This is a genomic window from Mycobacterium sp. IDUB_17 (genome assembly GCF_055419465.1).
Genome location: NZ_JBVAXS010000002.1, coordinates 1045478 through 1066775, shown reverse-complemented (window position 1 = coordinate 1066775; position 21298 = coordinate 1045478). Strand labels below are relative to the sequence as shown.

Sequence of the window (21298 nt, the reverse complement as noted above, 5' to 3'; positions counted from 1 at the left end):
CAATCAGCGGCCCAGGACCAGCCGTAGCGCGTAATCCACCACGGCCTCAAGGTCGTCGCCCAGGTTCCCGCCCAGCCACTGCTGGGCAAGCTCGGCCATCGCCCCCGTGTACATGGCCGCGCCGACCTGGGCGGCGACCGGGTCCGAACCCGGATTGAGCCGGCCACCCTCGGACAGCACGGCCTCGCGCAACAGGTCCTGGGTGGCCGCGCGTCGCGCGGCCAGCACCGGGTTGGCCCTGGCGTCGGTGAACAGCACCCGGCCCCGACGCGGGTCGGCCGAACTGAAGCCCAGTACGGCGGCGATTCCGGCCCGGGTTCGGGCCGGCACTGAATCTCCAGCCCCGGCCATCGCGGCGTCGACATCGGCCGCCAGGGCCGCGTTCACCTGGTCGTACACCGCACCGAGCAGGTCGTCGGTGTCAGCGAAGCTCTCGTAGAAGTAGCGGGTGTTGAGGCCGCATTCGCGGCAGACCGAGCGCACCGAGGTCGCGGCTTCCCCACCGTCCCCGAACAGCCGGAACGCCGCGTCGACGAGCAGTGCGCGACGTTCGGCACGGCGGTCCGTCAGCGGCACGCCGGCCCATCGCGTAGGACTGGACATTCCCTCAGCCTAAGTCTGGTCACACCCGTACCCAAAATGTATTCTGGCTACGGACGTAACCAGAAGGGGGTCCACGGTGGACATGCCGCACCAGGTGCTCGAGCAGATGCTGCAGCGGAAGTTCGACAAGGACATTCGTCAGCACTACTTCCGTGGCATGGAGTTCGCCGGGCCGGCAGGCGATCCGGGCTGGTTCGGCCCGGGCAGCGCCGTCTGGCATGTCCACTCCCACACCGAGGCGTTGATCTTCGGTCTGCAGTGCGCGGCCTACATCGAGCGCCTCGATCCATCGATCTACTGGATGGGCATGCACCATTCGCGCCTGGTCAAGCGCGACGAAAACGGCGATGCAACCGGGGCCGGAGTACCTCAGATCGACCCGCAGGGCGCAGCGGTGCGACTGGGCCACTCCATCGCGTTCTTCATCGGCACCGCCTACGGCAATACCGAAACCGCCGAACGGGTGGCCAAGACCGTGCGCGCCATGCACCACACCATCAAGGGCACCCGCCCCGACGGCGCGGCCTATGACGCCGACGATCCGGACTGGCTGCGCTGGAATTACGCGACCGTGGTGTGGGGGCTGGCCACCGCGCACGAGATCTACCATCCGAACCCGTTACGCGGTAAGAAACTTGACCGCTACTACCAGGAGTTCATCCGCGTCGGACATGCGTTGGGTGGCACCGACCTGCCGGAAACCAAGGCCGAGACGCTGGACTGCCTACACTCCTACCTGCCCAAGTTGGCGCTCACCCACGGGGCCGCGATGGCCACCGGCCCCAACCTGCCGATGCCACAGAGCGCCGTGGACTGGGCGATCCGTGACACCATGCCGAAGTGGGCCAAACAGCTGATCGGGCACACCGATCCGAACCCGATCGAGCGCGCGGGCCGGCGCGCCATGGTGTGGTCGATCATCAATGGACTACACACCGCGGCGGGCCCCACCTTGGAGTTCCGGGCAGCGCAGAAACGCGTCGCCGCAGGCACCACCATCCCTCATACCGAGCCCACTTACCTACCCGGGAGCGACCCGGTTCTGAGCCGCGAAGAGATCGAAGAAAGGTTTGCGTCGGTGTGACTCACGGCACAGATGTTTTCGGGCGCACGGTGGCCTTTGAGACACTGCAGCTATGAGCACTACGCCGCCGAAAACCAAGCACCGCGAGGTCGCCAGGTTGAGTCGGGTGCCGTTGCCCGTGGAGGCCGCCCGGATCGGGGCCACCGGATGGCAAATCACCCGCACCGGAGTCCGGGTCGCCGCCAACATGTTCGGCAAAGGGTCGCTGCAGCAGAAGATCATCAAGCAGGTGCCGCAGACCTTCTCTGATCTGGGTCCCACGTACGTCAAGTTCGGCCAGATCATTGCGTCCAGCCCCGGCGCCTTCGGTGAGCCGCTGAGCCGCGAATTCCGCAGCCTGCTCGACCGGGTGCCGCCGGCCGACACCGATGAGGTGCACAGGCTGTTCGTCGAGGAACTCGGCGACGAGCCGACGAACCTGTTCAAGAGTTTCGACGAGAAGCCGTTCGCCTCCGCCTCGATCGCGCAGGTGCACTTCGCCACGCTGCACACTGGCGAGGAGGTGGTGGTCAAGATCCAGCGCCCGGGGATCCGCCGCCGCGTCGCCGCGGACCTGCAGATCCTCAAGCGTGGCGCCCAACTGGTGGAGCTGGCCAAGCTGGGCCGCCGGCTGTCGGCGCAGGACGTGGTCGCCGACTTCGCCGACAATCTCGCCGAGGAGCTCGACTTCCGGCTGGAGGCCCAGTCGATGGACGCCTGGGTGTCACACATGCACGCCTCTCCGCTGGGCGAGAACATCCGGGTACCGCAGGTGTATTGGGACCTGACCAGCCCGCGGGTGCTGACGATGGAGCGGGTCACCGGGGTCCGTATCGACGACTTGGCCGCGATCCGCAAGAAGGGCTTCGACGGCACCGAGCTGGTCAAGGCCCTGTTGTTCAGCGTGTTCGAGGGCGGCCTCAAACACGGCCTGTTCCACGGCGATCTGCACGCGGGCAACCTCTACGTCGACGACGACGGCAAGATCGTGTTCTTCGACTTCGGCATCATGGGCCGCATCGACCCGCGTACCCGATGGTTGTTGCGCGAGCTCGTGTTTGCCCTGCTGGTCAAGAAGGATCATGCGGCAGCGGGCAAGATCGTGGTGCTGATGGGGGCCGTGGGAACGGTGAAACCCGAGGCGGAGGCCGCCAAGGACCTGGAGAAGTTCGCTACCCCCCTCACGATGAAGTCGCTCGGCGATATGTCCTACGCCGAAATCGGCAAGCAGCTCTCGGCACTGGCGGATGCCTACGACGTCAAACTGCCACGCGAACTGGTGCTCATCGGCAAGCAGTTCCTCTATGTCGAGCGCTACATGAAGCTGCTGGCGCCGAAGTGGCAGATGATGAACGACCCCCAGCTCACCGGGTACTTCGCGAACTTCATGGTGGATATCGGCCGCGAACACAAAGACAATGCCGACGGGAACGAGGCCTGAGTGGCCGGGATGAGGGTGCGGACCGGGTTCGCCAAGTCGTCCGCCGAACCCGGCGACGTCGACGTCTACTACGAGGACATGGGTGACCCGAACGATCCGGCCGTGCTGCTGATCATGGGTTTGGGCGCACAGATGCTGTTGTGGCGCACAGGTTTCTGCGAAAAGCTGGTCAACCAGGGTTTGCGGGTCATCCGGTACGATAACCGCGACGTCGGCCTGTCCACGAAGCTGTCCGGCAAGCGGGTGGACTCCCCGCTGCCGCTGCGGATGGCCCGGTCGTTTCTGGGCCTGCGCAGCCCGTCGGTCTACACGCTCGAAGATGTCGCAGATGATGCTGCCGCCCTGCTCGATCACCTCAACATCGACACCGCCCACATCGTCGGCGGCTCGATGGGCGGGATGATCGCCCAGGTGTTCGCCTCCCGGTACGCACAGCGCACCAGGACACTGGCGGTGATCTTCTCCAGCAACAACCAGCCGCTGCTGCCGCCGCCCGGCATCAAGCAGCTGCTGTCGGTGATCACCGGCCCGCCCGCCAGTTCATCGCGAGAAGCCATCATCGACAACGCCGTTCGGATCAGCAGGATCAACGGCAGCCCCGGCTATCCGACTCCGGAGGAGGAGATCAGGGCCCAGGCCGCCGAGCTGTACGACCGCGCCTACTACCCGGCCGGGATCGCCAGGCATTTCGATGCCATCCTCGGCAGCGGCAGCCTGCGCCACCACGACAAGCGGATCAGTGTGCCGACCGTGGTGATCCACGGTCGCTCAGACCGGCTGATGCGCCCGTTCGGGGGCCGTGCGGTGGCCCGCGCGATCGCCGGTGCCCGCCTCGTGTTGATCGACGGCATGGGCCATGAGCTCCCCGAACCCGTGTGGGACGAGATCGTCGGCGAGCTCAAGACGAACTTCGCCATTGCCACCTGATCTCTGCATCTTCAACGTTAATTGCTTTGCCGGGCACCGGAAAGCTCGGTAGCTGGCCGAACTGCCTCTACGCTTCACTGGAAGCAGCCTGGGGGGGCGGCTAGGTCAAGAAGTGGCATAGCGCAGCTCTCGCCAGTGGGCCTCCTCCCGATAGGTGCCGCATGGCAAAACAACCGGAGCAACTCAAACCCCATTTCGACGATGTACAAGCCCATTACGACCTGTCCGACGATTTCTTCGCCCTGTTCCTGGATCCGACCAGGACATACAGCTGCGCGTACTTCGAACGCGACGACATGTCGCTGCAGGAAGCCCAGTTGGCGAAGGTCGACCTCGCGTTGGGCAAGCTCGGCCTCCGACCGGGGATGACCCTGCTCGACGTCGGATGCGGTTGGGGCGCAACGGTTATGCGCGCGATCGAACGCTACGACGTCAACGTCGTCGGCCTCACGCTCAGCCGGAACCAGGCGACCTACGTGCGACAGCTGTTCGACGAATCCGACAGCCCACGCACCAAGCGGGTGCTACTGGCGGGCTGGGAAGAGTTCGACGAGCCGGTGGATCGCATCGTCTCGATCGGCGCGTTCGAACATTTCGGCCACGACCGCTATGACGACTTCTTCCGCTTCGCCCACGACGCCCTGCCCGCCGACGGCGTGATGCTTCTGCACACGATCACCGGATTGAAACCACAGCAGATCATCGACCGCGGGATGCCGTTGTCGTTCGAATTCGCCCGGTTCGTCAAGTTCATGGTGACCGAGATCTTCCCCGGTGGGCGACTGCCGTCGATCGAGATGGTCGAGGAGCACTCCGCGCGGGCCGCGTTCACCCTCACCCGGCGGCAGTCGCTGCAGTCGCACTATGCGCGCACCCTCGACATCTGGGCAGCCAACTTGGAGGAACGCCGCGAGGAGGCCGTCGCGATCCAATCGCAGGAGGTCTACGACCGGTACATGCGCTACCTGACGGGTTGCGCGAGCAGCTTCCGGACCGGGTACATCGACGTCAACCAGTTCACCCTGCATGTCGCCGCTTAATTTCCTTCGCTAACGAAGCGCAGCCGGTGCATTTCCGCAGGCACCGACCGACAAATTATCGCGTATCAGGCAAAATTTGTTTGCCGACGAAATTGATTGACAGTGGCGACAACAGGCCCGCGGTAGTGACCTGCGGTACCCTAAGATTCGCGGGGAGAACTCTACAGCTTGGAGCATATCGAATATGTCCAAATTGACACCGAAATATGAAGAACTCCAGTCGATCTACGACATTTCCAATGAATTCTACGAACTGTTTCTAGGCCCCACGATGGGTTATACGTGCGGCTATTTCGAGCGCGAGGACATGACCGGCGACGAGGCCCAGATCGCGAAGTTCGATCTGGCGCTGGGCAAGCTGGGCCTCGAACCGGGGATGACGCTGCTGGACATCGGCTGCGGCTGGGGCGCGTGCATGGCGCGGGCAATCGAGAAGTACGACGTCAATGTCATCGGTCTGACACTGAGTGGCGAGCAGCGTGAATACGCCATCGAAAAGCTCTCCAAGGTGTCCACCGACCGCAATGTCGAAGTTCGCCTGCAGGGCTGGGAAGAATTCGACGACAAAGTCGACCGCATCGTGTCGATCGGCGCCTTCGAGCATTTCGGATTCGAGCGTTATCCGGCGTTCTTCGAGACGGCCTACAACTCGCTGCCCGACGACGGCACCATGTTGCTGCACAACATCACGGGATTCGACCTTCGCCAAGGCCAGAAGCTCGGCCTGCACATGACGTTCGAAGACGCCCGGTTCGCCCGGTTCATCATGACCGAGATCTTCCCCGGCGGCCGGCTGCCCTCGGTGTCGATGGAGGAGGAACGAGCGACCGAAGCCGGGTTCAAGGTCACCCAGCTGCAGGAGATCGGGCCGCACTACGTCCGGACGCTCAAGATCTGGGCCGACGCGCTCGAAGCCCACAAGGACCAGGCCATTTCGATCCAGGGTCAAGAGGTCTACGACCGCTACGACAAGTACCTCAACGGCTGCCAGAAGTACTTCGCCTCGGGTCACATCAGCGTCCATCAGTTCACGCTGCAGAAGTAGTCGGAAGCAATCTCGCGCGGCCTGTCGCATCCCGGCACCGTCGTTCGTCGAATAGGTAGAGAGTGGAACAGACGGTTCTCACTCGCTGACACCGGGAGACGACGATGCATTACTTCGCACTACTGATCAGTCGAGACGTGGAACTCGCACCCGACGAGCGGGCCGAGGGCATGGCCGCGTTCCAGGCTTTCCACGCCAAAGCGGCAGCGGCGATCCGGGCGGGCGACGCGCTGGACAAGCCCGCCGCCGCCACCCGCATCACCGGTGGGCCGGACAATCCGACGATCACCGACGGCCCGTTCGCCGAGGGCGCCGAGGTGGCGTGCGGCTACTACGTGTTCGAGGCCGACAATCTCGATGAGGCCCTTGCGTTGGCCCGCGACATCCCAGTCGCCCAGTTCGGTGCGGTCGAGGTGTGGCCGATGGTCCATTGGCAAGCGCCCGAACAGCCGCTGGGCAACGATTGGCTGGCATTGCTCTTGGAGCCGCCCGAGGACGTCAACACGCCGGGCACCGACGAGTGGAACCAGCAGGCGGCCAAGCACGGCGAACTCGCCAAGACCATCGGCGACAAGACCCTTGCCGGGGCGCCGCTGCATCCGCCGTCGACCGCAACCACCGTGCGGGTGCGCGACGGTAAGGTGGTGCTGACCGACGGGCCGTACATCGAAGGGGCCGAGGTGGCCAACGGCTTCTATGTGCTGCGGGCCGCCGATCGCGACGAAGCGGTCAAGCTGGCGTCGATGATTCCGGCGTCAGCCATCGAGGTCCGCCAGTTGGCCGGGGTTTCCGGCCTGTAGTCGCCGATGATCCAGCTGGACGGCGTCTTTCGGCGCGAGTGGGGCCCGGCCGTTGCCGCGCTCGCACGGTGGTCGGGCGATCTCTCGGTGGCCGAGGACGCCGTCCAGGAGGCCTGTGCGCAGGCACTGCGGGTATGGCCGGCCGACGGCGTGCCCGCCAATCCCGGTGCGTGGCTGACCACGGTGGCCCGCAATCGGGCATTGGACCGGTTACGGCGTGAATCTGCCCGTCCCGGAAAGGAACTCGCAGCGGTGTACGAGGAGGTGAACGCGTCGGGCGGTGACGGGGAGCTGCACCCGGTGCGCGATGACGAGCTGCGGATGATGTTCACCTGCGCTCATCCCGCGCTGGACCGCAGCTCGCAGCTGGCCCTGACACTGCGGCTCATCTCGGGGCTCACCGTCACCGAGATCGCCCGCGCCCTGCTGCAATCCGACACCGCGGTCGGGCAACGGATCACTCGCGCCAAGAACAAGATTCGCAATGCCAACATCCCGCTGCGGGTTCCGCCGCCGGAGCTTCTGGAGGAGCGCACGCCGCACGTACTCGGCTGTATCTATTCGGTGTTCACCGAGGGCTACTGGTCGACCGGTGGGCCGTCGGCGATCCGCGACGAGCTGTGCGACGAGGGGGTGCGGCTGGCGGGTGAACTGTGCGCGTTGATGCCCGGCAACCGGGACGCGCACGCGCTCTCCGCCCTTGTGCTGCTGCATGATTCGCGCCGCCGTACCCGGGTGGACGAGGGCGGTGCGTTGATCCCGCTGGATGAGCAGGACCGTAGCCATTGGGATCGGGGGCGTATCGCGCGGGGTCTGGAGCAGTTGCGGTTGGCCGAGGGAGCATCCGGCACGTACCTTCCGCAAGCGGTGATCGCGGCGCTGCATGCCACCGCGCCCACCTGGCAACACACCGACTGGGCCACCATCTGTCTGGCTTACGACCAATTGGTCGCGATGACGGACTCGCCCGTCGTTCGAGCCAATCGCGCACTCGCCGTTGGCTTTCGCGACGGCTTCGCGGCCGGGCTGGCCGCCCTCGACGAGGTGGCCGGCGATCCGCGGCTGGCCCGGACCAATGCGGTGGCACCGATCCGTGCGGATCTGCTGCGCCGGGCGGGCCGCTTCGAAGAGGCCCGGCGCTGGTACCGCATCGCACTTGACGGTGAAGCCGCCGGTTCCGAGCCGGCGCAGGTCTTCCTGCGGCGTCGGCTCGCTGAATGCGCCAACCCTTGATTGCCGAGCAGACGCAAAAGTGCCCCAAATCCGTAGATCTGGGGCACTTTTGTGTCTGCTCGCGCAGAGAAAATTACGCCTCGGTGAAGTTCCGGGTCACCGACGGGTCGACCGGGATACCCGGGCCCGTGGTGGTGGAGACGGTCACCTTCTTGAGGTAACGACCCTTCGAGGACGACGGCTTGGCACGCAGCACCTCGTCGAGGGCGGCGCCGTAGTTCTCGGCCAGCTTGGCCTCGTCGAAGGACGCCTTACCGATCACGAAGTGCAGGTTGGCCTGCTTGTCGACGCGGAAGTTGATCTTGCCGCCCTTGATGTCGGCCACAGCCTTGGTGACATCGGGGGTGACGGTGCCGGTCTTGGGGTTCGGCATCAGACCGCGCGGGCCCAGCACGCGGGCGATCCGACCGACCTTGGCCATCTGATCCGGGGTGGCGATCGCGGCGTCGAAGTCCAGGAAACCGCCCTGGATCTTCTCGATCAGGTCGTCGCTGCCGACGACGTCGGCGCCGGCGGCCAGTGCCTGCTCGGCCTTCTCACCGACGGCGAACACGGCGACGCGGGCGGTCTTACCGGTGCCGTGGGGCAGGTTGACGGTGCCGCGGACCATCTGGTCAGCCTTGCGGGGGTCGACGCCGAGGCGGATGGCGACCTCGACGGTGGCGTCCTGCTTCTTGGAGGAGGTCTCCTTGGCCAGCTTCGCGGCCTCAAGCGGGGTGTAGAGCTTGTCCCGATCGACCTTCTCCGCGGCTTCGCGGTATGCCTTGCTGTTCTTGCTCATTTGTGAAATCCAATCGTGTTCTTGGAGTCGTGGTGCGGGCCGATGCCAGCCCTCCCACTGGGGATGCGCTTCGCTATTCGACCGTGATGCCCATGGAGCGGGCGGTGCCGGCGATGATCTTCGCGGCGGCGTCGATGTCGTTGGCGTTGAGATCGGCCTTCTTGGTCTCAGCGATCTCGCGCACCTGGTCCCAGGTCACCTTGGCGACCTTGGTCTTGTGCGGCTCGCCCGAGCCCTTGGGCACACCGGCGGCCTTGAGCAGCAGCCTGGCGGCGGGCGGGGTCTTCAGGGCGAAACTGAAGGTGCGGTCCTCGTAGACGGTGATCTCCACGGGGATGACGTTCCCGCGCTGCGACTCGGTCGCAGCGTTGTACGCCTTGCAGAACTCCATGATGTTGACGCCGTGCTGGCCAAGTGCAGGACCGACCGGCGGGGCGGGGTTGGCCTGCCCGGCCTGGATCTGCAGCTTGATGAGCCCGGCGACCTTTTTCTTCTTCGGGGCCATGCTTCTGGTGTTCCTTTACTTGCTCATCCAAGGGCGCGTGAACGCCCTTTGTTACTAGCCGCTGTGGCGACTAAATCTTGGAGACCTGGGTGAAGGTCAGCTCGACTGGTGTCTCGCGGCCGAAGATGGAGACCAGCACCTTGAGCTTCTGCTGCTCGGCATTGACCTCGCTGATGGAGGCGGGCAGCGTCGCGAACGGGCCATCCATGACGGTGACGGACTCGCCGACCTCGAAATCGACCAGGATCTCGGGGCGCTCCAGGGTGGCCTCGGTGCTGGCACCGGCCGCGGCGGCGGCGCTGGACTTGGCGGGCTTCTTGGCCGCGCCCTGCGGCAGCAGGAACTTCACCACGTCGTTCAGCGACAGAGGCGACGGACGCGAGGTGGCACCGACGAAGCCGGTGACGCCCGGCGTGTTGCGCACCGCACCCCACGACTCGTCGTTGAGCTCCATGCGCACCAGGATGTAACCCGGCAGCACCTTGCGGTTGACCTGCTTGCGCTGGCCGTTCTTGATCTCGGTGACCTCTTCGGTGGGCACCTCGACCTGGAAGATGTAGTCACCGACGTCCAGGTTCTGCACGCGGGTCTCGAGGTTGGCTTTCACCTTGTTCTCGTAACCGGCGTAGGAGTGGATGACATACCAGTCGCCGGGCTTGAGTCGCAGCTCCTTCTTGAGCGCGACTGCCGGGTCCTCGTCTTCGTCGACCTCAGGAGCCTCGTCGGCAGCAGCCTCTTCGGCCGGAGCCGCGTCCGTCTCGTCGACCGTATCGGCCTCGACGGCCTCCTGGCCCTCGGTCAGATCGTCGGTCTGCGACTCGACGCCGTCGACGGTCTCGTCGGCGACCGTCTCGTCGCCGTCGAACGTAGTCACGTTGTCAGTCCTCTCTCAAATTCCAGATCAGGTGCCGAATACCAGCGACACCAGCCGCGCCAGTCCAAGGTCGGCGCCGGAGATCAGCGCAACCATGAACACCAGGAAGACCAGCACCACCGTGGTGTAGCTGACCATCTGCTTGCGGTTCGGCCAGATCACCTTGCGCAACTCGGCAACGACCTGCTGCAGGTAGTTGACGACGAACATGATCGGGTTCCGCGACGGACCGTTCTTCTTGGCCTTCGCGTTCTTCTTGGCTTTCTTCGACTTACTCGAGTCGGCCTTGACATCGTCGCTCGACGCGTCGCCCTCGGCGGCCTCGTCACTGTCGGCCTCATCAGCCGCACCACGACGGGTCCGCTTACCGGTCGGGCGCACCGGCCGGGTCACCACCGCGGTCTGGCCGTGGGTGGTGTCCGTAGCCCCGGTATCGGTGCCAGCGTCGGTTCCAGTGTCGTCTGCGGAGCCGGCACCTTCGCGCTCGTCGCTCACCGCATGCCTTTCATCCTGGTTTGCGTGGTCACCTTCCAGTGTCCACACGTTGTCGAGTATTCAGTTTGAGCAGGGGCGACAGGACTTGAACCTGCAACCTGCGGTTTTGGAGACCGCTGCTCTGCCAGTTGAGCTACGCCCCTCTGTTGGTGACATGCTGGCGCTTTCGTCACCGTACTGCGCCGAGGCTTACACAATTCGCGCGCTCTCCGATCGCTCGATGGTCAAGCCGACGGACAGCGCGCTGAAATGGGAAAAACCCCGGGTTCCGAGTGTACCCGGCGTGGGCGCCAGAAACTAATCGCGCCCATTGATGACAACTACTCCCCGGCGGCCTTCCGCATGACCTTGCCGGTTTCCGGATCCCACTTCACCTGGATGGAATCGTCGGCATCGTGACCCATCATGGTGGTGATGGCTTCCAGAACCACCGCACCGTCATCGTCGGTGCAGACGTTGTGGGTGACGACGATGTCGGCGCCGAAGCGCTCCTCGACCGAGGTGACCTCCATGATGGCGTGCAGCTGATCGCCGGCCTTGAGCGGCTTGCGGTACACGAACTTCTGATCCACCTGGACGATCTGCTTGGTTTCCATGCCGATGTCGACGTTCTGGAAGAAGTGTTCCTGCACCAGTAGCGCCAGAGTTGAGGCGAAGGTGAGTGGCGCGACCAGGGCGTCATGGCCGAGTTCGGCGGCGGCAGCCTCGTCGTGGCTGGCCGGATCCATGGCCTTGACAGCCTTGGCGTACTGACGGATCTGCTCGCGGCCGATCAGGAACGGATACGGATACTTCCAGACCATTCCCTTGATGTCAGCCTTGAGTGCCATTGGCCCAGAACTCCTTACGCCAGTTTCGCGGTCGCTACGGCCCGCCCGAAGATCTTCTTCCCGCCCGCGGTCGCCGAGATGGCGACGGTGACCAATTTGGCTTCGGGATCCACGGACTTGACCCGCCCGTTGAAGACGATCTCTGCTCCGACACCGTCATTGGGGACCGGCACCACCGCGGTGAACCGGACGTTGTACTCGGTCACGGCAGCCGGGTCGCCGACCCATTCGGTGACGTAGCCGCCGCCGAGGCCCATGGTCAGCATGCCGTGGGCGATCGCGGTGTCGAGGCCGACCTGCTTGGCGATCTCGTCGTCCCAGTGGATCGGGTTGAGGTCACCGGACACACCGGCGTAGTTGACCAGATCTCCGCGGGTCAACGGGATCACGCGCTCCGGAAGCGTGTCACCGACCTTGACCGAACTGAACTCGCGCAGCGCCATCAGTTAAAACCCTCTTCTCCGTCACCCGCACGCCCGGCCAGGGTCGTGTAGGCCTCCTGGACCACCTCACCCTTGTCATCGGTGATGATGTTCTTGGTCACGATGATGTCGGTGCCGTGCGCCTTGCGAACGGAGTGCACGTACACGTCGCAGTACAGCTTGTCACCGGCCCTGACCGGCTTGAGGAACTTCAGCTCCTGGTCGACCTGGACGATCTGAGCGTCCTGAATACCGATTTCGGCCCATTCGAAGAACGCCCACTGCGCCTGGTAACCGAAAATGCAGATAAAGGTCAGAGGCGCGAGCAGCGAGTCGTGTCCGAGCTCGGCTGCGGCAGCCTCATCGTGAAAGCACGCGTCGTTGTTCTTGACCGCGAGCGCATGCTCGCGGATCTTTTCGCGTCCGACCTCATAGTGCTCAGGATGCCGATAGTGCATCCCGACGATGTTCGTCGATAGAGCCACGGCGAATTGCTATCGCGACTCTTTGTGCGGCTGGTGGGTACCGCAGTTGGGGCAGAACTTCTTGATCTCGAGCCGGTCGGGATCGTTGCGGCGGTTCTTCTTGGTGATGTAGTTGCGGTGCTTGCACACCTCGCACGCCAAAGTGATCTTCGGCCGTACGTCGGTACTCGACGCCACGTCAGTTCTCCCTGCTCAAAATCATGCTCTGCTTTGATGTTCCTGTAGCGGTGGGGGGACTCGATCCCCCGACCTCACGATTATGAGTCGTGCGCTCTAACCAGCTGAGCTACACCGCCCCGATGAGGCGAGTCGGCGCACCGCCTGCTCGTCCACCGAGCCCCCTAACGGAATCGAACCGTTGACCTTTTCCTTACCATGGAAACGCTCTGCCGACTGAGCTAAGGGGGCTTGTCCCGCAGCGTTGCGGCTGCGGGGCCTTAAAGAGGGTACAACCTCCCCGGCGGCCGCACCAAACCGCAGGTCAACGCGGCCGCCCGGGAGCTATTTTGCCTGGTCGGCTAGTCCAGGAGCCAATCGTTGGGCGCGAACAGCTCGCAGTGCACCCGCTCGGTGGCGACTCCGCGCTCGCTCAGTTGGGTGCGGACCGCCTCGATGAATCCGGCCCCGCCGCACAGGTAGTAGGCGGCGTCGGCGGGCAGCTCGATGCCGTCGAGCTTGAGCAGGCCGGCGTGCACACCGGGGGCACCACCGGTGACGCCGTCCTCGTACCAGAGGTCGAGGCTGGCGTTGGGCAGTGCGTCGATCAGCTCGTGCTGACGCTCCCGCAGCGGGTGGCCATTGTCGGTGCGGTCGGCATGCAGGACGCGCACGTGGGCATCGGGCGCCTCGGCGGCCAGGAATTCCAGGATGCCGACCATCGGGGTGACACCGATTCCCGCGGACACCAGCACCAGCGGGCCATCGGGCCGGCCGCCGTTGTACAGGTCGCCGAAGGGCACCGTGATGTCGAGCAGGTCGCCGACGCAGAGGTTGGCCCGGATCCAGGACGACACCTCGCCTGCAGGCTGGTCCGCGACGGCGTCGACCGGTTTGACCGCAAACGTCAGATCGGTCGAGCCGGGCGCCCCGACCAGGCTGTACTGGCGTAGCTGACGGGCACCGTCGGGCAGGGTCACGCCGACCGATACGTATTGTCCGGCAGCGAAGTTGACGGGCTCGGCGGCGCGGACGGTGACGAGCACGGCGCCGGACGGGTCGTCGACGCGGGAGATGACGCGCAGCCGCCGGAAGACGTCACCGGGTTCGACGCCGACTCCCGCGTACAGATCCCGCTCCAGCGCGATCAGGGTGTCGGCCATGATCCAGTAGACCCGGTCCCAGGCCTCGGCTACCTCGGCGGTTACGGTGTCGGCGCCCAGCACCTCCACGATCGCGGCGAACAGGTTGTCGTGCACGATCGGGTACTGGTCGGCGGTGATCCCGAGCGAGGCGTGCTTGTGGCCGATGCGCGCCAGCAGGGCCGAGGGGTGCGGCAGGTCGGGGTTCACCAGATGGGTGGCGAACGTTGCGATCGAGGCCGCCAGTGCGCGCTGCTGGGCACCCTGGGCCTGGTTGCCACGGTTGAACAGGTTGCGCAGCAACTCGGGATGGTTGGCAAACAGCCGCCGGTAGAACTCCGAGGTGATCTCGTCGATGTGCGCGCCGATGAGAGGCAGTGTCGCCGAGACGATCTCGGCGTGGTGCGGCTCCAGTTCGTCGCGTACCGCAGACGGCTCGGGGCTGGTGACGGTCATCGGAGATTCCCTTCGGTTGTGAGTTGTAAAACAATCGGCAGGCGGTTGTCTGCCGTCAGGTCTGTCACGGTGTACCGGTCGAGTTCGCGATAGAACGCCTCTTTGGCGTCGGCCAGTACGCGGCGGAGCCGGCAGGCCGCGATGAGCGGACACGGGGAATCCCCGCCGCATTCGATGACCTCACGGTCACCTTCGAGTTCGCGCACCAGCCAGCCGATCGAGGCGTTGCGCCCGGCGTCCGTGAGCACCAGTCCCCCGACCCGGCCGCGCCGGGCATGCACCATGCCCAGTTCGGACAGCTTGGACACCGCCTTGGCGACGTGATGCTCGGACGCATTGGCGCCCGTGGCGATGGTGCGGGTGGTGATGCGCCGGTCCTCGGACTCACCCGAGGCCAGCAGCATCAGCGTGCGCAGTCCTAGGTCGGTGAACCGGGTGAGGTGCATACCGCTGACGCTAGTAATTCCGCATTTGAGATGCGAGTTTTATGCCGTGTGGGGTCAAACACTTCGTGACGTGCGGTTTTTAGACCTGCGGGGATGCGCGCAGCGGATGATTCAGGGCACCGCACACCGTCGGTCATGGGCCTCGAAGCGCCCACGAATAGTCTTGATTCATGTCCGAGCCCAAGGTTGATGACCGCTTGTACTTCCGGCAGTTGCTGTCCGGTCGCGACTACGCGGCGGGCGACGTGATCGCCCAGCAGATGCGCAACTTCTCCTACCTGATCGGCGACCGCGAGACAGGCGACGCCGTGGTGGTCGACCCTGCGTACGCGGCCAACGACCTCGTCGACGTGATCGAGAACGACGGCATGCACCTGTCCGGCGTGCTCGTCACCCACCACCACCCCGACCACGTCGGCGGCACGATGGCGGGCTTCTCCCTCAAGGGCCTGGCCGAGCTGCTGGAACGTCAGAGCGTGCCGGTCCACGTCAACACCCACGAGGCCGAGTGGGTCTCCCAGGTCACCGGAATCGCGCCGAGCGAGCTGACGGGGCACGTGCACGGCGACAAGGTTTCGGTGGGCGCGGTGCAGATCGAGCTGCTACACACTCCCGGCCATACCCCGGGCAGCCAGTGCTTCCTGCTGGATGGCCGCCTGGTCGCCGGGGACACGTTGTTCCTCGACGGATGCGGGCGCACCGACTTTCCCGGCGGCAATGTCGACGACATGTTCCGCAGCCTGCAGGCGCTTGCCAAGCTGCCCGGCGACCCGACCGTCTTCCCCGGGCACTGGTACTCGGAGGCACCGAGCGCCCCGCTCGACGAAGTCAAACGCAGCAACTACGTGTATCGGGCGTCAAACCTTGAGCAATGGAAGATGTTGATGGGCGGCTGATGAATCGTTCCAGGCGGGCCGAATACGGAATCCAGTGAATTAACGGCGCCGCAACGGAGCAATTCCGCCTTAGGATCGGCCGTCTGCCACGGATTTCGTTGCCTGAACGGTTGCAAGGGGAACTATGGCCCATTTTGCGCGATTCGAGTAGTGCAATACTCAGGACATCCGGCGCCATACCCGGCAAAGTAAATGTCAGCAATTGTCGAGTAGTAGTTGACAGTCCCGCCGGGGGTCACCGTGAAGAACATCGTGCTGTGCTTCGACCACACAGATGAACATCCCGGACTCCGTGACGCATCGAATACCGAGATGCTGTTTCGGTTGCTGGACGACACCGATCAGCTGAACTGGTATCACAGCGGCACGCCGATGCGACCCGGTCGAAGAATCACGCCGGGCCGCCGCGGCGACGCCGTCAGCGAAGCCCGGACAGCCATCGTCGAGGCGTACCGGTTCCTCGGAGACGCGTGGGATCCCGGGGACCGGATCTTCGTGTTCGGGGGCGGCGAGGGCGGACACCGCGCCGGTGAGCTGGCCACCCTGCTCGGCACGGTCGGCCTGTTGCCGGCCCACTCCGACGACGTACTGGATTACGCGCTCGCCACCTACGTACTGCCCCGCACCCCGCGCACGCCGCAGGATTGGCGGCAGATCAGGGTGCTGGCGGCGCAACTCGTCGGCGACCGCGACCCCGCGGTCCCGGTGCGGTTCGTCGGCCTGTGGAACGCGACGGCCACTCCGGGCACCAAACAGCAGATGGGCCCGCTGCCGACCGTGGAATCGGGCCGGCACGCGGTGGGCGTGGATGGCGGGCGCCGGACCATGCGGTACTGCGAGCGCCTGGACGAAGTCTGGTTCCGGGGAACCCGCTGCGATGTCACCGGCGGCACCGGCGCGTGCTGGCCGCTGTCCGATATCGCGCTGGACTGGATGCTGGACGGGGCCATTGCCGCGGGGCTGCTGGTTGTCGACAACAGTGCCTGCCCCACTGATCTCGATGCGCTGGCCGGGACCGCGCCGACGATCGGTCGGTGCCGGCCGCCGCTGGACGCCAAGGTGCACGCGAGTGTGGAGGTGTATCTCCGTTCGCACCCGCACTATTGGCGGCGACTGCCCGCGCGTATCGAATGGGCCGACGTCGAATGGCTGGCCCGCGGTGAGCGCCTGGTGCACACACCGGTCACCGAGACCGTGCACCGCGACATCCTGACTGCCGTCGCGTCATGAGGCCGGTTTTGGTCAGAGTTTGCTGAGCCGGACCGCTGCCCGCGCCGAATGTCCGTGATATACCCACTTGGTGGGGATCATCGATTCAGTCACGGAGCGGGGGCGTGAGTTGGCTAGTTTCGAACCGGGTGCATGGACTGCGCTCGCGGCATGGGTGGCAATTGTCGTCGTCGTCATCGCGTTGATCTATGCGTGGCGGCAGTATCTGAAAGCCAAGGACCGGCAGGCCGAGCTGACCCAGCCCAACGTGTCGATGTTCATGGAGCCCAGCAGTGCCGATTGGCACCTGGTCGAGCTGGTCGTCCGCAATTACGGGCAACGGCCGGCCTACGGTTTGCGGTTCGAATTCGCGAACCCGCCGACGGTCGGCAAGTACGAAAGCTCCTATGACGACAACTTCGTCGACATCGTGCCGCTGAACCTGCCCGCCGAGATCCCGTACCTGGCGCCATCGCAGGAGTGGCGCATCGTGTGGGATTCGGCGCTGGACCGCAAGCAATTGGGTGAGGCCATCGCGTCCCGCTTCGATGGCGCGGTCACCTACTACGACGAGCCGGGCTCCCCCGGCAAGCCCAGTGGCCGCAAGCTGCGCAACACCGCGGTGCTGGACTGGGCCACGCTGCCGCCGGTGGACCGCATGGAGCTGCTGACCACGCATGACCAGGCGCGCCGGGAGAAGCAGAAGCTGGAGTTGTTGCGCGGCGTGCTGACCTATTTCCAGTACGCGGCCAAGGAGAGCGACGAGCAGACGCTGCGGAACGAGATCAACCGCATCAACTCCTTGGGCTCCGAGGTGCGGTCCCGCTGGCGCGACCGCTACGAGGCCAGTCATGACGATGACGACGACGATTATGACGATGACGATCCCGAGACCGATCTGATCAAACCGGCGGCAACGTCCGGCAGGCGTCATCGGGCCTGAGGCCACTCACTACCATCGGTGCGATGAGCAGTCTGGTGAGCTACGAGCTCAACAATGCCGTGGCCACGATCACGATGGACGACGGCAAAGTCAACGCACTGTCGCCTGCGATGCAGGCCGAGATCAACGCGGCGCTGGATCAGGCGGCCGCCGGCGCGGCGGCCGGCGAGGTGAAAGCCGTGGTGCTGGCGGGCAGTTCGAAGGTGTTCAGCGGCGGGTTCGACCTGAGCGTGTTCTCGTCCGGCGACGTGGCGGCGACGCTGGGCATGCTCGCCGGCGGCTTCGAACTGTCGGTGCGGTGTCTGAGTTTCCCGGTCCCGGTGATCATGGCCGCGACCGGACACGCCATCGCGATGGGCTCGTTCCTGCTGCTGTCCGGTGATCACCGGGTCGGCTCGTCGACTGCGCGGTGTCAGGCCAACGAGGTGAAGATCGGGATGACGCTGCCGATCGCGGCCATCGAGATCATGCGGATGCGCTTGACCCGGGCGGCTTTTCAGCGCGCGATCGCCATGGCCGCGGTGTTCACCGGTGATGCGGCGATCGCGGGCGGCTGGCTCGATGAGGTCGTCGAGGCCGACGCGGTCCTGTCCCGCGCTCAGGAGGTCGCCGCCGAGGCCGCCGCGACCTTGAACACCGGTGCACATGTGGCCAGCAAGCTCAAGGCCCGCGCCGAGACCCTGACCGCGATTCGCGCTGGAATCGACGGACTGGCAAAGGAATTCGCGGGCTGATCCCCGTTTTCTGGGCGTTGGCTTCGCGTACGTAGCGCTACGGCGATTTTTCGACCGTTTTTCCGCCACAGCGCTACGCACGCGAGGCGCGAGCTTTGGCGATCCGGCCGAGCACGTTGGCGGCACCGTCCCTGCAAGTGACCCGGATGACGATCCAACCCATCTCGATCATCTCGTCGACCCGGGCGATGTCCTTGCGGAGCCGGTCGAGGTCGGTGTGATGGCGCCCTTCGTATTCGAGCGCAATCTTCAGCTCAGGCCAGGCGAGATCGACCTCGCCGACCACCACGCCGTACTCGTTGCAGACGGGATACTGCGTTTGGGGCGGCGGATAACCAGCGCGAACGACCAAGAGCCGCAACCAGGTTTCCTGCGGTGACTCCGCTCCCGGATCCACCAAAGCGATCGTGGCGCGGGCCCGCTTGATGCCTTTACGGCCCGAATGGCGTTCGGCCGCCAACTCGATGTCAGAGACCTTCAGCCGGGCCGCTCTCGCCAGTGCATCGATGGCCGCCACTGCCGTATCTTCGGGAAACTTGCAGGCCAGATCGAGCGCGGTGCGGGCAGGTGTGGTGAGGCGGATATCGCCGACCCGGCAGATTTCGTCGTCCGCGATCGCGTCGGCCCACGTGACGATCCCTCGGGCCGGCCTCCGATTGTTGTTGTTGATGACGTAGGCGGGCAGGCCCGCATCAATCCACCGCGCCCCATGGAAGGCCGACGCCGAGAACCCGGCCAAGACTCCGTTTCCGCGACATCGCAACCAGCAGGCCTTGGCGCGCATGAGGGCAGTCGGCTGAGTGCCTTTGGCGACGTAGATGTCTCGATGAACGGCCATGAACCGGGTTCGCAGCTGATGCCGGGTCAGAGCACCTGACGCCAGCGCTTCGCTTCCGACGAATGGATCCCCCATGGGCGGAGTGTGCCGAGGCCTACCGACATCTCACGTGTGTAGCGCCACGGCGATTTTTCGACCGTTTTTCCGCCCTGGCGCTACGTACGCGGATCAGTTCGGCCACGCACGCGCCGCGGCCTCAAATATATCTATGTGCTATGCACATATGGTGCCTCGCTACAACCAACTCGATGAGCTTCTCGTGCGCATCCACACGGTCCGGCAGCGCCCGGGATGGCGGCGCCGGCTGATCGACGCATCGGGCAGTGTTCCGACGCTGTCGACGCTGCGGGTGTTGCGCGCCGTCGAGCAACGGGAGAAGGCCGGGCAGAGTGCATCGGTCGGCGAGGTGGCCGAGTACATGGCGGTCGAGCACTCCACCGCCAGCCGCACCGTCGCCAATGTCGTCGCTGCCGGTCTCCTGACCAAGACCCAAGACGTCGAGGATCAGCGTCGGTGCGCGCTCGCCCTCACCGACGCGGGGCGCCAGGCCCTGGCCGACGTGACCGGACGGCGCCAGGAGATGGTCGCCGAGACCGTGGCCGACTGGCCCTCATCCGACGTAGACAAACTCGTCGACCTGTTGGAGCAGCTGGTCTCCGATTTCGAGCGGGGGATCAGCTCGTGACGGCCCAGGCCACTTCCCGCCCGCAGCCGCGCGGTGCCCTCCGGCTGATGTTCGACCCGGTCTTCGGCGCCTTGTTCTGGGGCAAGATGTTCTCGGTCGTCGCGGTGTGGACGCACGGCATCGTGGCGGCCATCGTCATCTTCGACGCGACCGGCTCGGCGGTGATGGTGGGCATGGTCGGCGTCGCACAGTTCCTGCCCCAGCTCATCCTCAGCCCGACCAGCGGCAAGTGGGCCGACGTCGGCAACCCGGCTCGCCAGATCCTGTGGGGCCGGGTGTTGTGCATCCTCGGCTCCGGTTCGACCGCGGTCTGGCTGGCCCTGTCCCCCGATCTGCAGGGCACCGCCGCGGCGGTCCCGGTACTCGTCGGCTCCACCCTCGTGGGCTTCGGATTCGTCATCGGAGGACCGGCCATGCAGTCGGTCGTGCCGAGCCTGATCCGCGACGGCGAACTGCCTACGGCCATGGCGCTCAACAGCATTCCGATGACCATCGGCCGCATCCTGGGCCCGGCCATCGGCGCGTTCCTGGCCGCTCGTCTCGGTGCGGCTCCGGGCTTCGCGATCAGCGCGGGCCTGCACATGGTGTTCGCGATCTTCCTGCTGCTGGTCACTTTCCCGGCGCGGCCCGAGCGCAGCCCCGACGGCGACTACCGGGTGCGCGCGGCGCTCGCGTACGTCTGGCGGGACCGCCCGCTGCTGCTGGCGCTGCTGGCCGTGACGACCGTCGGGTTCGCCTCCGATCCGTCGATCACGCTCACCCCGTCGATGGCAGAGGAGCTTGGCGGCGGCGCCCATCTGGTGGGTGCGTTGTCGGCGGCGTTCGGCCTCGGCGCGGCCGTCGGCATGGTGGTGCTGGCCTCGATGCGCGGACGGTTGCCCGCTGCCCAGGTGTCGGCGATCGGGCTGTGGCTTCTGGTGGCCGGGTCTGGCCTGCTGGCGCTGGGCACCGTGACGGCCTTGGCCCTGGCCGGTTTCGCGGTCGCGGGGCTGGGTTTCGGTTGGGCGATGACGGGTCTGAGCACCGTCGTGCAGGAGCGTGCCCCAGAGGAACTGCGGGGCCGCATCATGGCGTTGTGGCTCGTCGGCTTCCTCGGGTCGCGCCCGTTCGCGGCGGCGCTGCTGGGCGGCGCGGCCGACGTGTTCAACGTGCGGGTGGCGTTCGTCATCGCCGGTGCCGTCACACTGCTCGTCACCCTCGCTGCCCGACCCGCCGCGCTGTCGGCCCCGAATCCGGTGACGGTCTGACG

General features: G+C 65.5%; 25 protein-coding genes and 3 tRNA genes. 13 read left to right on the top strand and 15 right to left on the bottom strand.

All coding sequences use genetic code 11. From position 1 onward, the window contains the following. Positions 1 to 3 precede the first annotated feature (3 nt). Positions 4 to 603 carry a TetR/AcrR family transcriptional regulator gene (locus ACZYZ7_RS12390; RefSeq protein WP_135452809.1) on the bottom strand — a complete coding sequence of 200 codons (600 nt, stop codon included), beginning with the start codon at positions 601 to 603 and terminating at the stop codon, positions 4 to 6. A 76-nt stretch (positions 604 to 679) separates the two neighbouring features. On the opposite strand from ACZYZ7_RS12390, the gene ACZYZ7_RS12385 reads away from it, so the two are divergent. The 7 genes from ACZYZ7_RS12385 to ACZYZ7_RS12355 all read left to right on the top strand — a co-directional run bounded on the left by ACZYZ7_RS12385 (position 680) and on the right by ACZYZ7_RS12355 (position 8152). Beyond that, positions 680 to 1687 carry an oxygenase MpaB family protein gene (locus ACZYZ7_RS12385; protein WP_450071318.1) on the top strand — a complete coding sequence of 336 codons (1008 nt, stop codon included), beginning with the start codon at positions 680 to 682 and terminating at the stop codon, positions 1685 to 1687. Between the two features lie 52 nt (positions 1688 to 1739). After that, a complete protein-coding gene (locus ACZYZ7_RS12380) occupies positions 1740 to 3107 on the top strand; it encodes an ABC1 kinase family protein (RefSeq protein WP_463741013.1) in 1368 nt (455 codons plus the stop codon). A gap of 9 nt (positions 3108 to 3116) precedes the next feature. Further along, positions 3117 to 4034: an alpha/beta fold hydrolase gene (locus tag ACZYZ7_RS12375; RefSeq protein WP_450071413.1), complete on the top strand. Its 918-nt coding sequence runs from the start codon at positions 3117 to 3119 to the stop codon at positions 4032 to 4034. A 161-nt stretch (positions 4035 to 4195) separates the two neighbouring features. Next, complete coding sequence (locus tag ACZYZ7_RS12370) at positions 4196 to 5074, top strand: cyclopropane mycolic acid synthase family methyltransferase (protein ID WP_450071320.1); 879 nt, start codon at positions 4196 to 4198, stop codon at positions 5072 to 5074. A 184-nt stretch (positions 5075 to 5258) separates the two neighbouring features. Continuing rightward, positions 5259 to 6119 carry a cyclopropane mycolic acid synthase family methyltransferase gene (locus tag ACZYZ7_RS12365; RefSeq protein ID WP_450071321.1) on the top strand — a complete coding sequence of 287 codons (861 nt, stop codon included), beginning with the start codon at positions 5259 to 5261 and terminating at the stop codon, positions 6117 to 6119. 104 nt (positions 6120 to 6223) lie between these two features. Then, positions 6224 to 6919, top strand: a complete 696-nt coding sequence (locus tag ACZYZ7_RS12360) for a YciI family protein (RefSeq protein WP_450071322.1) — start codon at positions 6224 to 6226, stop codon at positions 6917 to 6919. 6 nt (positions 6920 to 6925) lie between these two features. Further along, positions 6926 to 8152, top strand: a complete 1227-nt coding sequence (locus ACZYZ7_RS12355) for an RNA polymerase sigma factor (RefSeq protein ID WP_450071323.1) — start codon at positions 6926 to 6928, stop codon at positions 8150 to 8152. 73 nt (positions 8153 to 8225) lie between these two features. Here ACZYZ7_RS12355 and rplA read toward each other — a convergent pair whose 3' ends face one another. The 13 genes from rplA to ACZYZ7_RS12290 all read right to left on the bottom strand — a co-directional run bounded on the left by rplA (position 8226) and on the right by ACZYZ7_RS12290 (position 14744). Further along, positions 8226 to 8933: a 50S ribosomal protein L1 gene (gene rplA / locus ACZYZ7_RS12350; RefSeq protein WP_044516013.1), complete on the bottom strand. Its 708-nt coding sequence runs from the start codon at positions 8931 to 8933 to the stop codon at positions 8226 to 8228. A 73-nt stretch (positions 8934 to 9006) separates the two neighbouring features. Then, positions 9007 to 9438, bottom strand: coding sequence for a 50S ribosomal protein L11 (gene rplK, locus ACZYZ7_RS12345; protein WP_450071324.1), 432 nt, complete (start codon positions 9436 to 9438; stop codon positions 9007 to 9009). A 70-nt stretch (positions 9439 to 9508) separates the two neighbouring features. After that, complete coding sequence (gene nusG, locus ACZYZ7_RS12340; protein WP_135452801.1) at positions 9509 to 10312, bottom strand: transcription termination/antitermination protein NusG; 804 nt, start codon at positions 10310 to 10312, stop codon at positions 9509 to 9511. Positions 10313 to 10339: 27 nt separating this feature from the next. Next, positions 10340 to 10807, bottom strand: coding sequence for a preprotein translocase subunit SecE (gene secE, locus ACZYZ7_RS12335; protein WP_450071414.1), 468 nt, complete (start codon positions 10805 to 10807; stop codon positions 10340 to 10342). Between the two features lie 70 nt (positions 10808 to 10877). Then, positions 10878 to 10950: transfer RNA gene (locus ACZYZ7_RS12330), tRNA-Trp, on the bottom strand. 177 nt (positions 10951 to 11127) lie between these two features. Further along, positions 11128 to 11637: a (3R)-hydroxyacyl-ACP dehydratase subunit HadC gene (gene hadC, locus ACZYZ7_RS12325; protein ID WP_135452799.1), complete on the bottom strand. Its 510-nt coding sequence runs from the start codon at positions 11635 to 11637 to the stop codon at positions 11128 to 11130. 14 nt (positions 11638 to 11651) lie between these two features. Further along, positions 11652 to 12080, bottom strand: coding sequence for a (3R)-hydroxyacyl-ACP dehydratase subunit HadB (hadB, locus tag ACZYZ7_RS12320; protein ID WP_135452798.1), 429 nt, complete (start codon positions 12078 to 12080; stop codon positions 11652 to 11654). Further along, a complete protein-coding gene (hadA, locus tag ACZYZ7_RS12315; protein WP_135452797.1) occupies positions 12080 to 12544 on the bottom strand; it encodes a (3R)-hydroxyacyl-ACP dehydratase subunit HadA in 465 nt (154 codons plus the stop codon). Before hadA ends, hadB begins: the two co-directional genes overlap by 1 nt. 9 nt (positions 12545 to 12553) lie before the next feature. After that, positions 12554 to 12721: a 50S ribosomal protein L33 gene (gene rpmG, locus ACZYZ7_RS12310; RefSeq protein ID WP_003881823.1), complete on the bottom strand. Its 168-nt coding sequence runs from the start codon at positions 12719 to 12721 to the stop codon at positions 12554 to 12556. 45 nt (positions 12722 to 12766) lie between these two features. After that, positions 12767 to 12840, bottom strand: a tRNA-Met gene (locus tag ACZYZ7_RS12305). 39 nt (positions 12841 to 12879) lie between these two features. After that, positions 12880 to 12952 (bottom strand) — tRNA-Thr (locus tag ACZYZ7_RS12300). Between the two features lie 110 nt (positions 12953 to 13062). Continuing rightward, positions 13063 to 14298, bottom strand: coding sequence for a globin domain-containing protein (locus ACZYZ7_RS12295; RefSeq protein WP_463741012.1), 1236 nt, complete (start codon positions 14296 to 14298; stop codon positions 13063 to 13065). Beyond that, a complete protein-coding gene (locus tag ACZYZ7_RS12290) occupies positions 14295 to 14744 on the bottom strand; it encodes an RrF2 family transcriptional regulator (protein ID WP_463741011.1) in 450 nt (149 codons plus the stop codon). Before ACZYZ7_RS12290 ends, ACZYZ7_RS12295 begins: the two co-directional genes overlap by 4 nt. Positions 14745 to 14914: 170 nt before the next feature. On the opposite strand from ACZYZ7_RS12290, the gene ACZYZ7_RS12285 reads away from it, so the two are divergent. The 4 genes from ACZYZ7_RS12285 (at position 14915) to ACZYZ7_RS12270 (ending at position 18526) form a co-directional block, all read left to right on the top strand. Next, complete coding sequence (locus ACZYZ7_RS12285; RefSeq protein WP_463741010.1) at positions 14915 to 15640, top strand: MBL fold metallo-hydrolase; 726 nt, start codon at positions 14915 to 14917, stop codon at positions 15638 to 15640. Positions 15641 to 15880: 240 nt separating this feature from the next. Then, positions 15881 to 16870 (top strand): phospholipase effector Tle1 domain-containing protein, encoded by a 990-nt coding sequence (locus tag ACZYZ7_RS12280; protein WP_463741072.1) that lies wholly within the window; start codon positions 15881 to 15883, stop codon positions 16868 to 16870. A gap of 70 nt (positions 16871 to 16940) precedes the next feature. Further along, positions 16941 to 17792, top strand: a complete 852-nt coding sequence (locus tag ACZYZ7_RS12275; RefSeq protein ID WP_135452793.1) for a hypothetical protein — start codon at positions 16941 to 16943, stop codon at positions 17790 to 17792. A gap of 23 nt (positions 17793 to 17815) precedes the next feature. After that, a complete protein-coding gene (locus tag ACZYZ7_RS12270) occupies positions 17816 to 18526 on the top strand; it encodes a crotonase/enoyl-CoA hydratase family protein (RefSeq protein WP_135452792.1) in 711 nt (236 codons plus the stop codon). A 73-nt stretch (positions 18527 to 18599) separates the two neighbouring features. Here ACZYZ7_RS12270 and ACZYZ7_RS12265 read toward each other — a convergent pair whose 3' ends face one another. Continuing rightward, positions 18600 to 19439: a hypothetical protein gene (locus ACZYZ7_RS12265; protein ID WP_463741009.1), complete on the bottom strand. Its 840-nt coding sequence runs from the start codon at positions 19437 to 19439 to the stop codon at positions 18600 to 18602. Between the two features lie 133 nt (positions 19440 to 19572). Here ACZYZ7_RS12265 and ACZYZ7_RS12260 point away from each other — a divergent pair, with 133 nt between their 5' ends. Both ACZYZ7_RS12260 and ACZYZ7_RS12255 read left to right on the top strand, forming a co-directional pair. After that, positions 19573 to 20049 (top strand): MarR family winged helix-turn-helix transcriptional regulator, encoded by a 477-nt coding sequence (locus tag ACZYZ7_RS12260; RefSeq protein WP_463741008.1) that lies wholly within the window; start codon positions 19573 to 19575, stop codon positions 20047 to 20049. After that, complete coding sequence (locus tag ACZYZ7_RS12255) at positions 20046 to 21296, top strand: MFS transporter (RefSeq protein ID WP_463741007.1); 1251 nt, start codon at positions 20046 to 20048, stop codon at positions 21294 to 21296. Before ACZYZ7_RS12260 ends, ACZYZ7_RS12255 begins: the two co-directional genes overlap by 4 nt. Positions 21297 to 21298 lie beyond the last annotated feature (2 nt).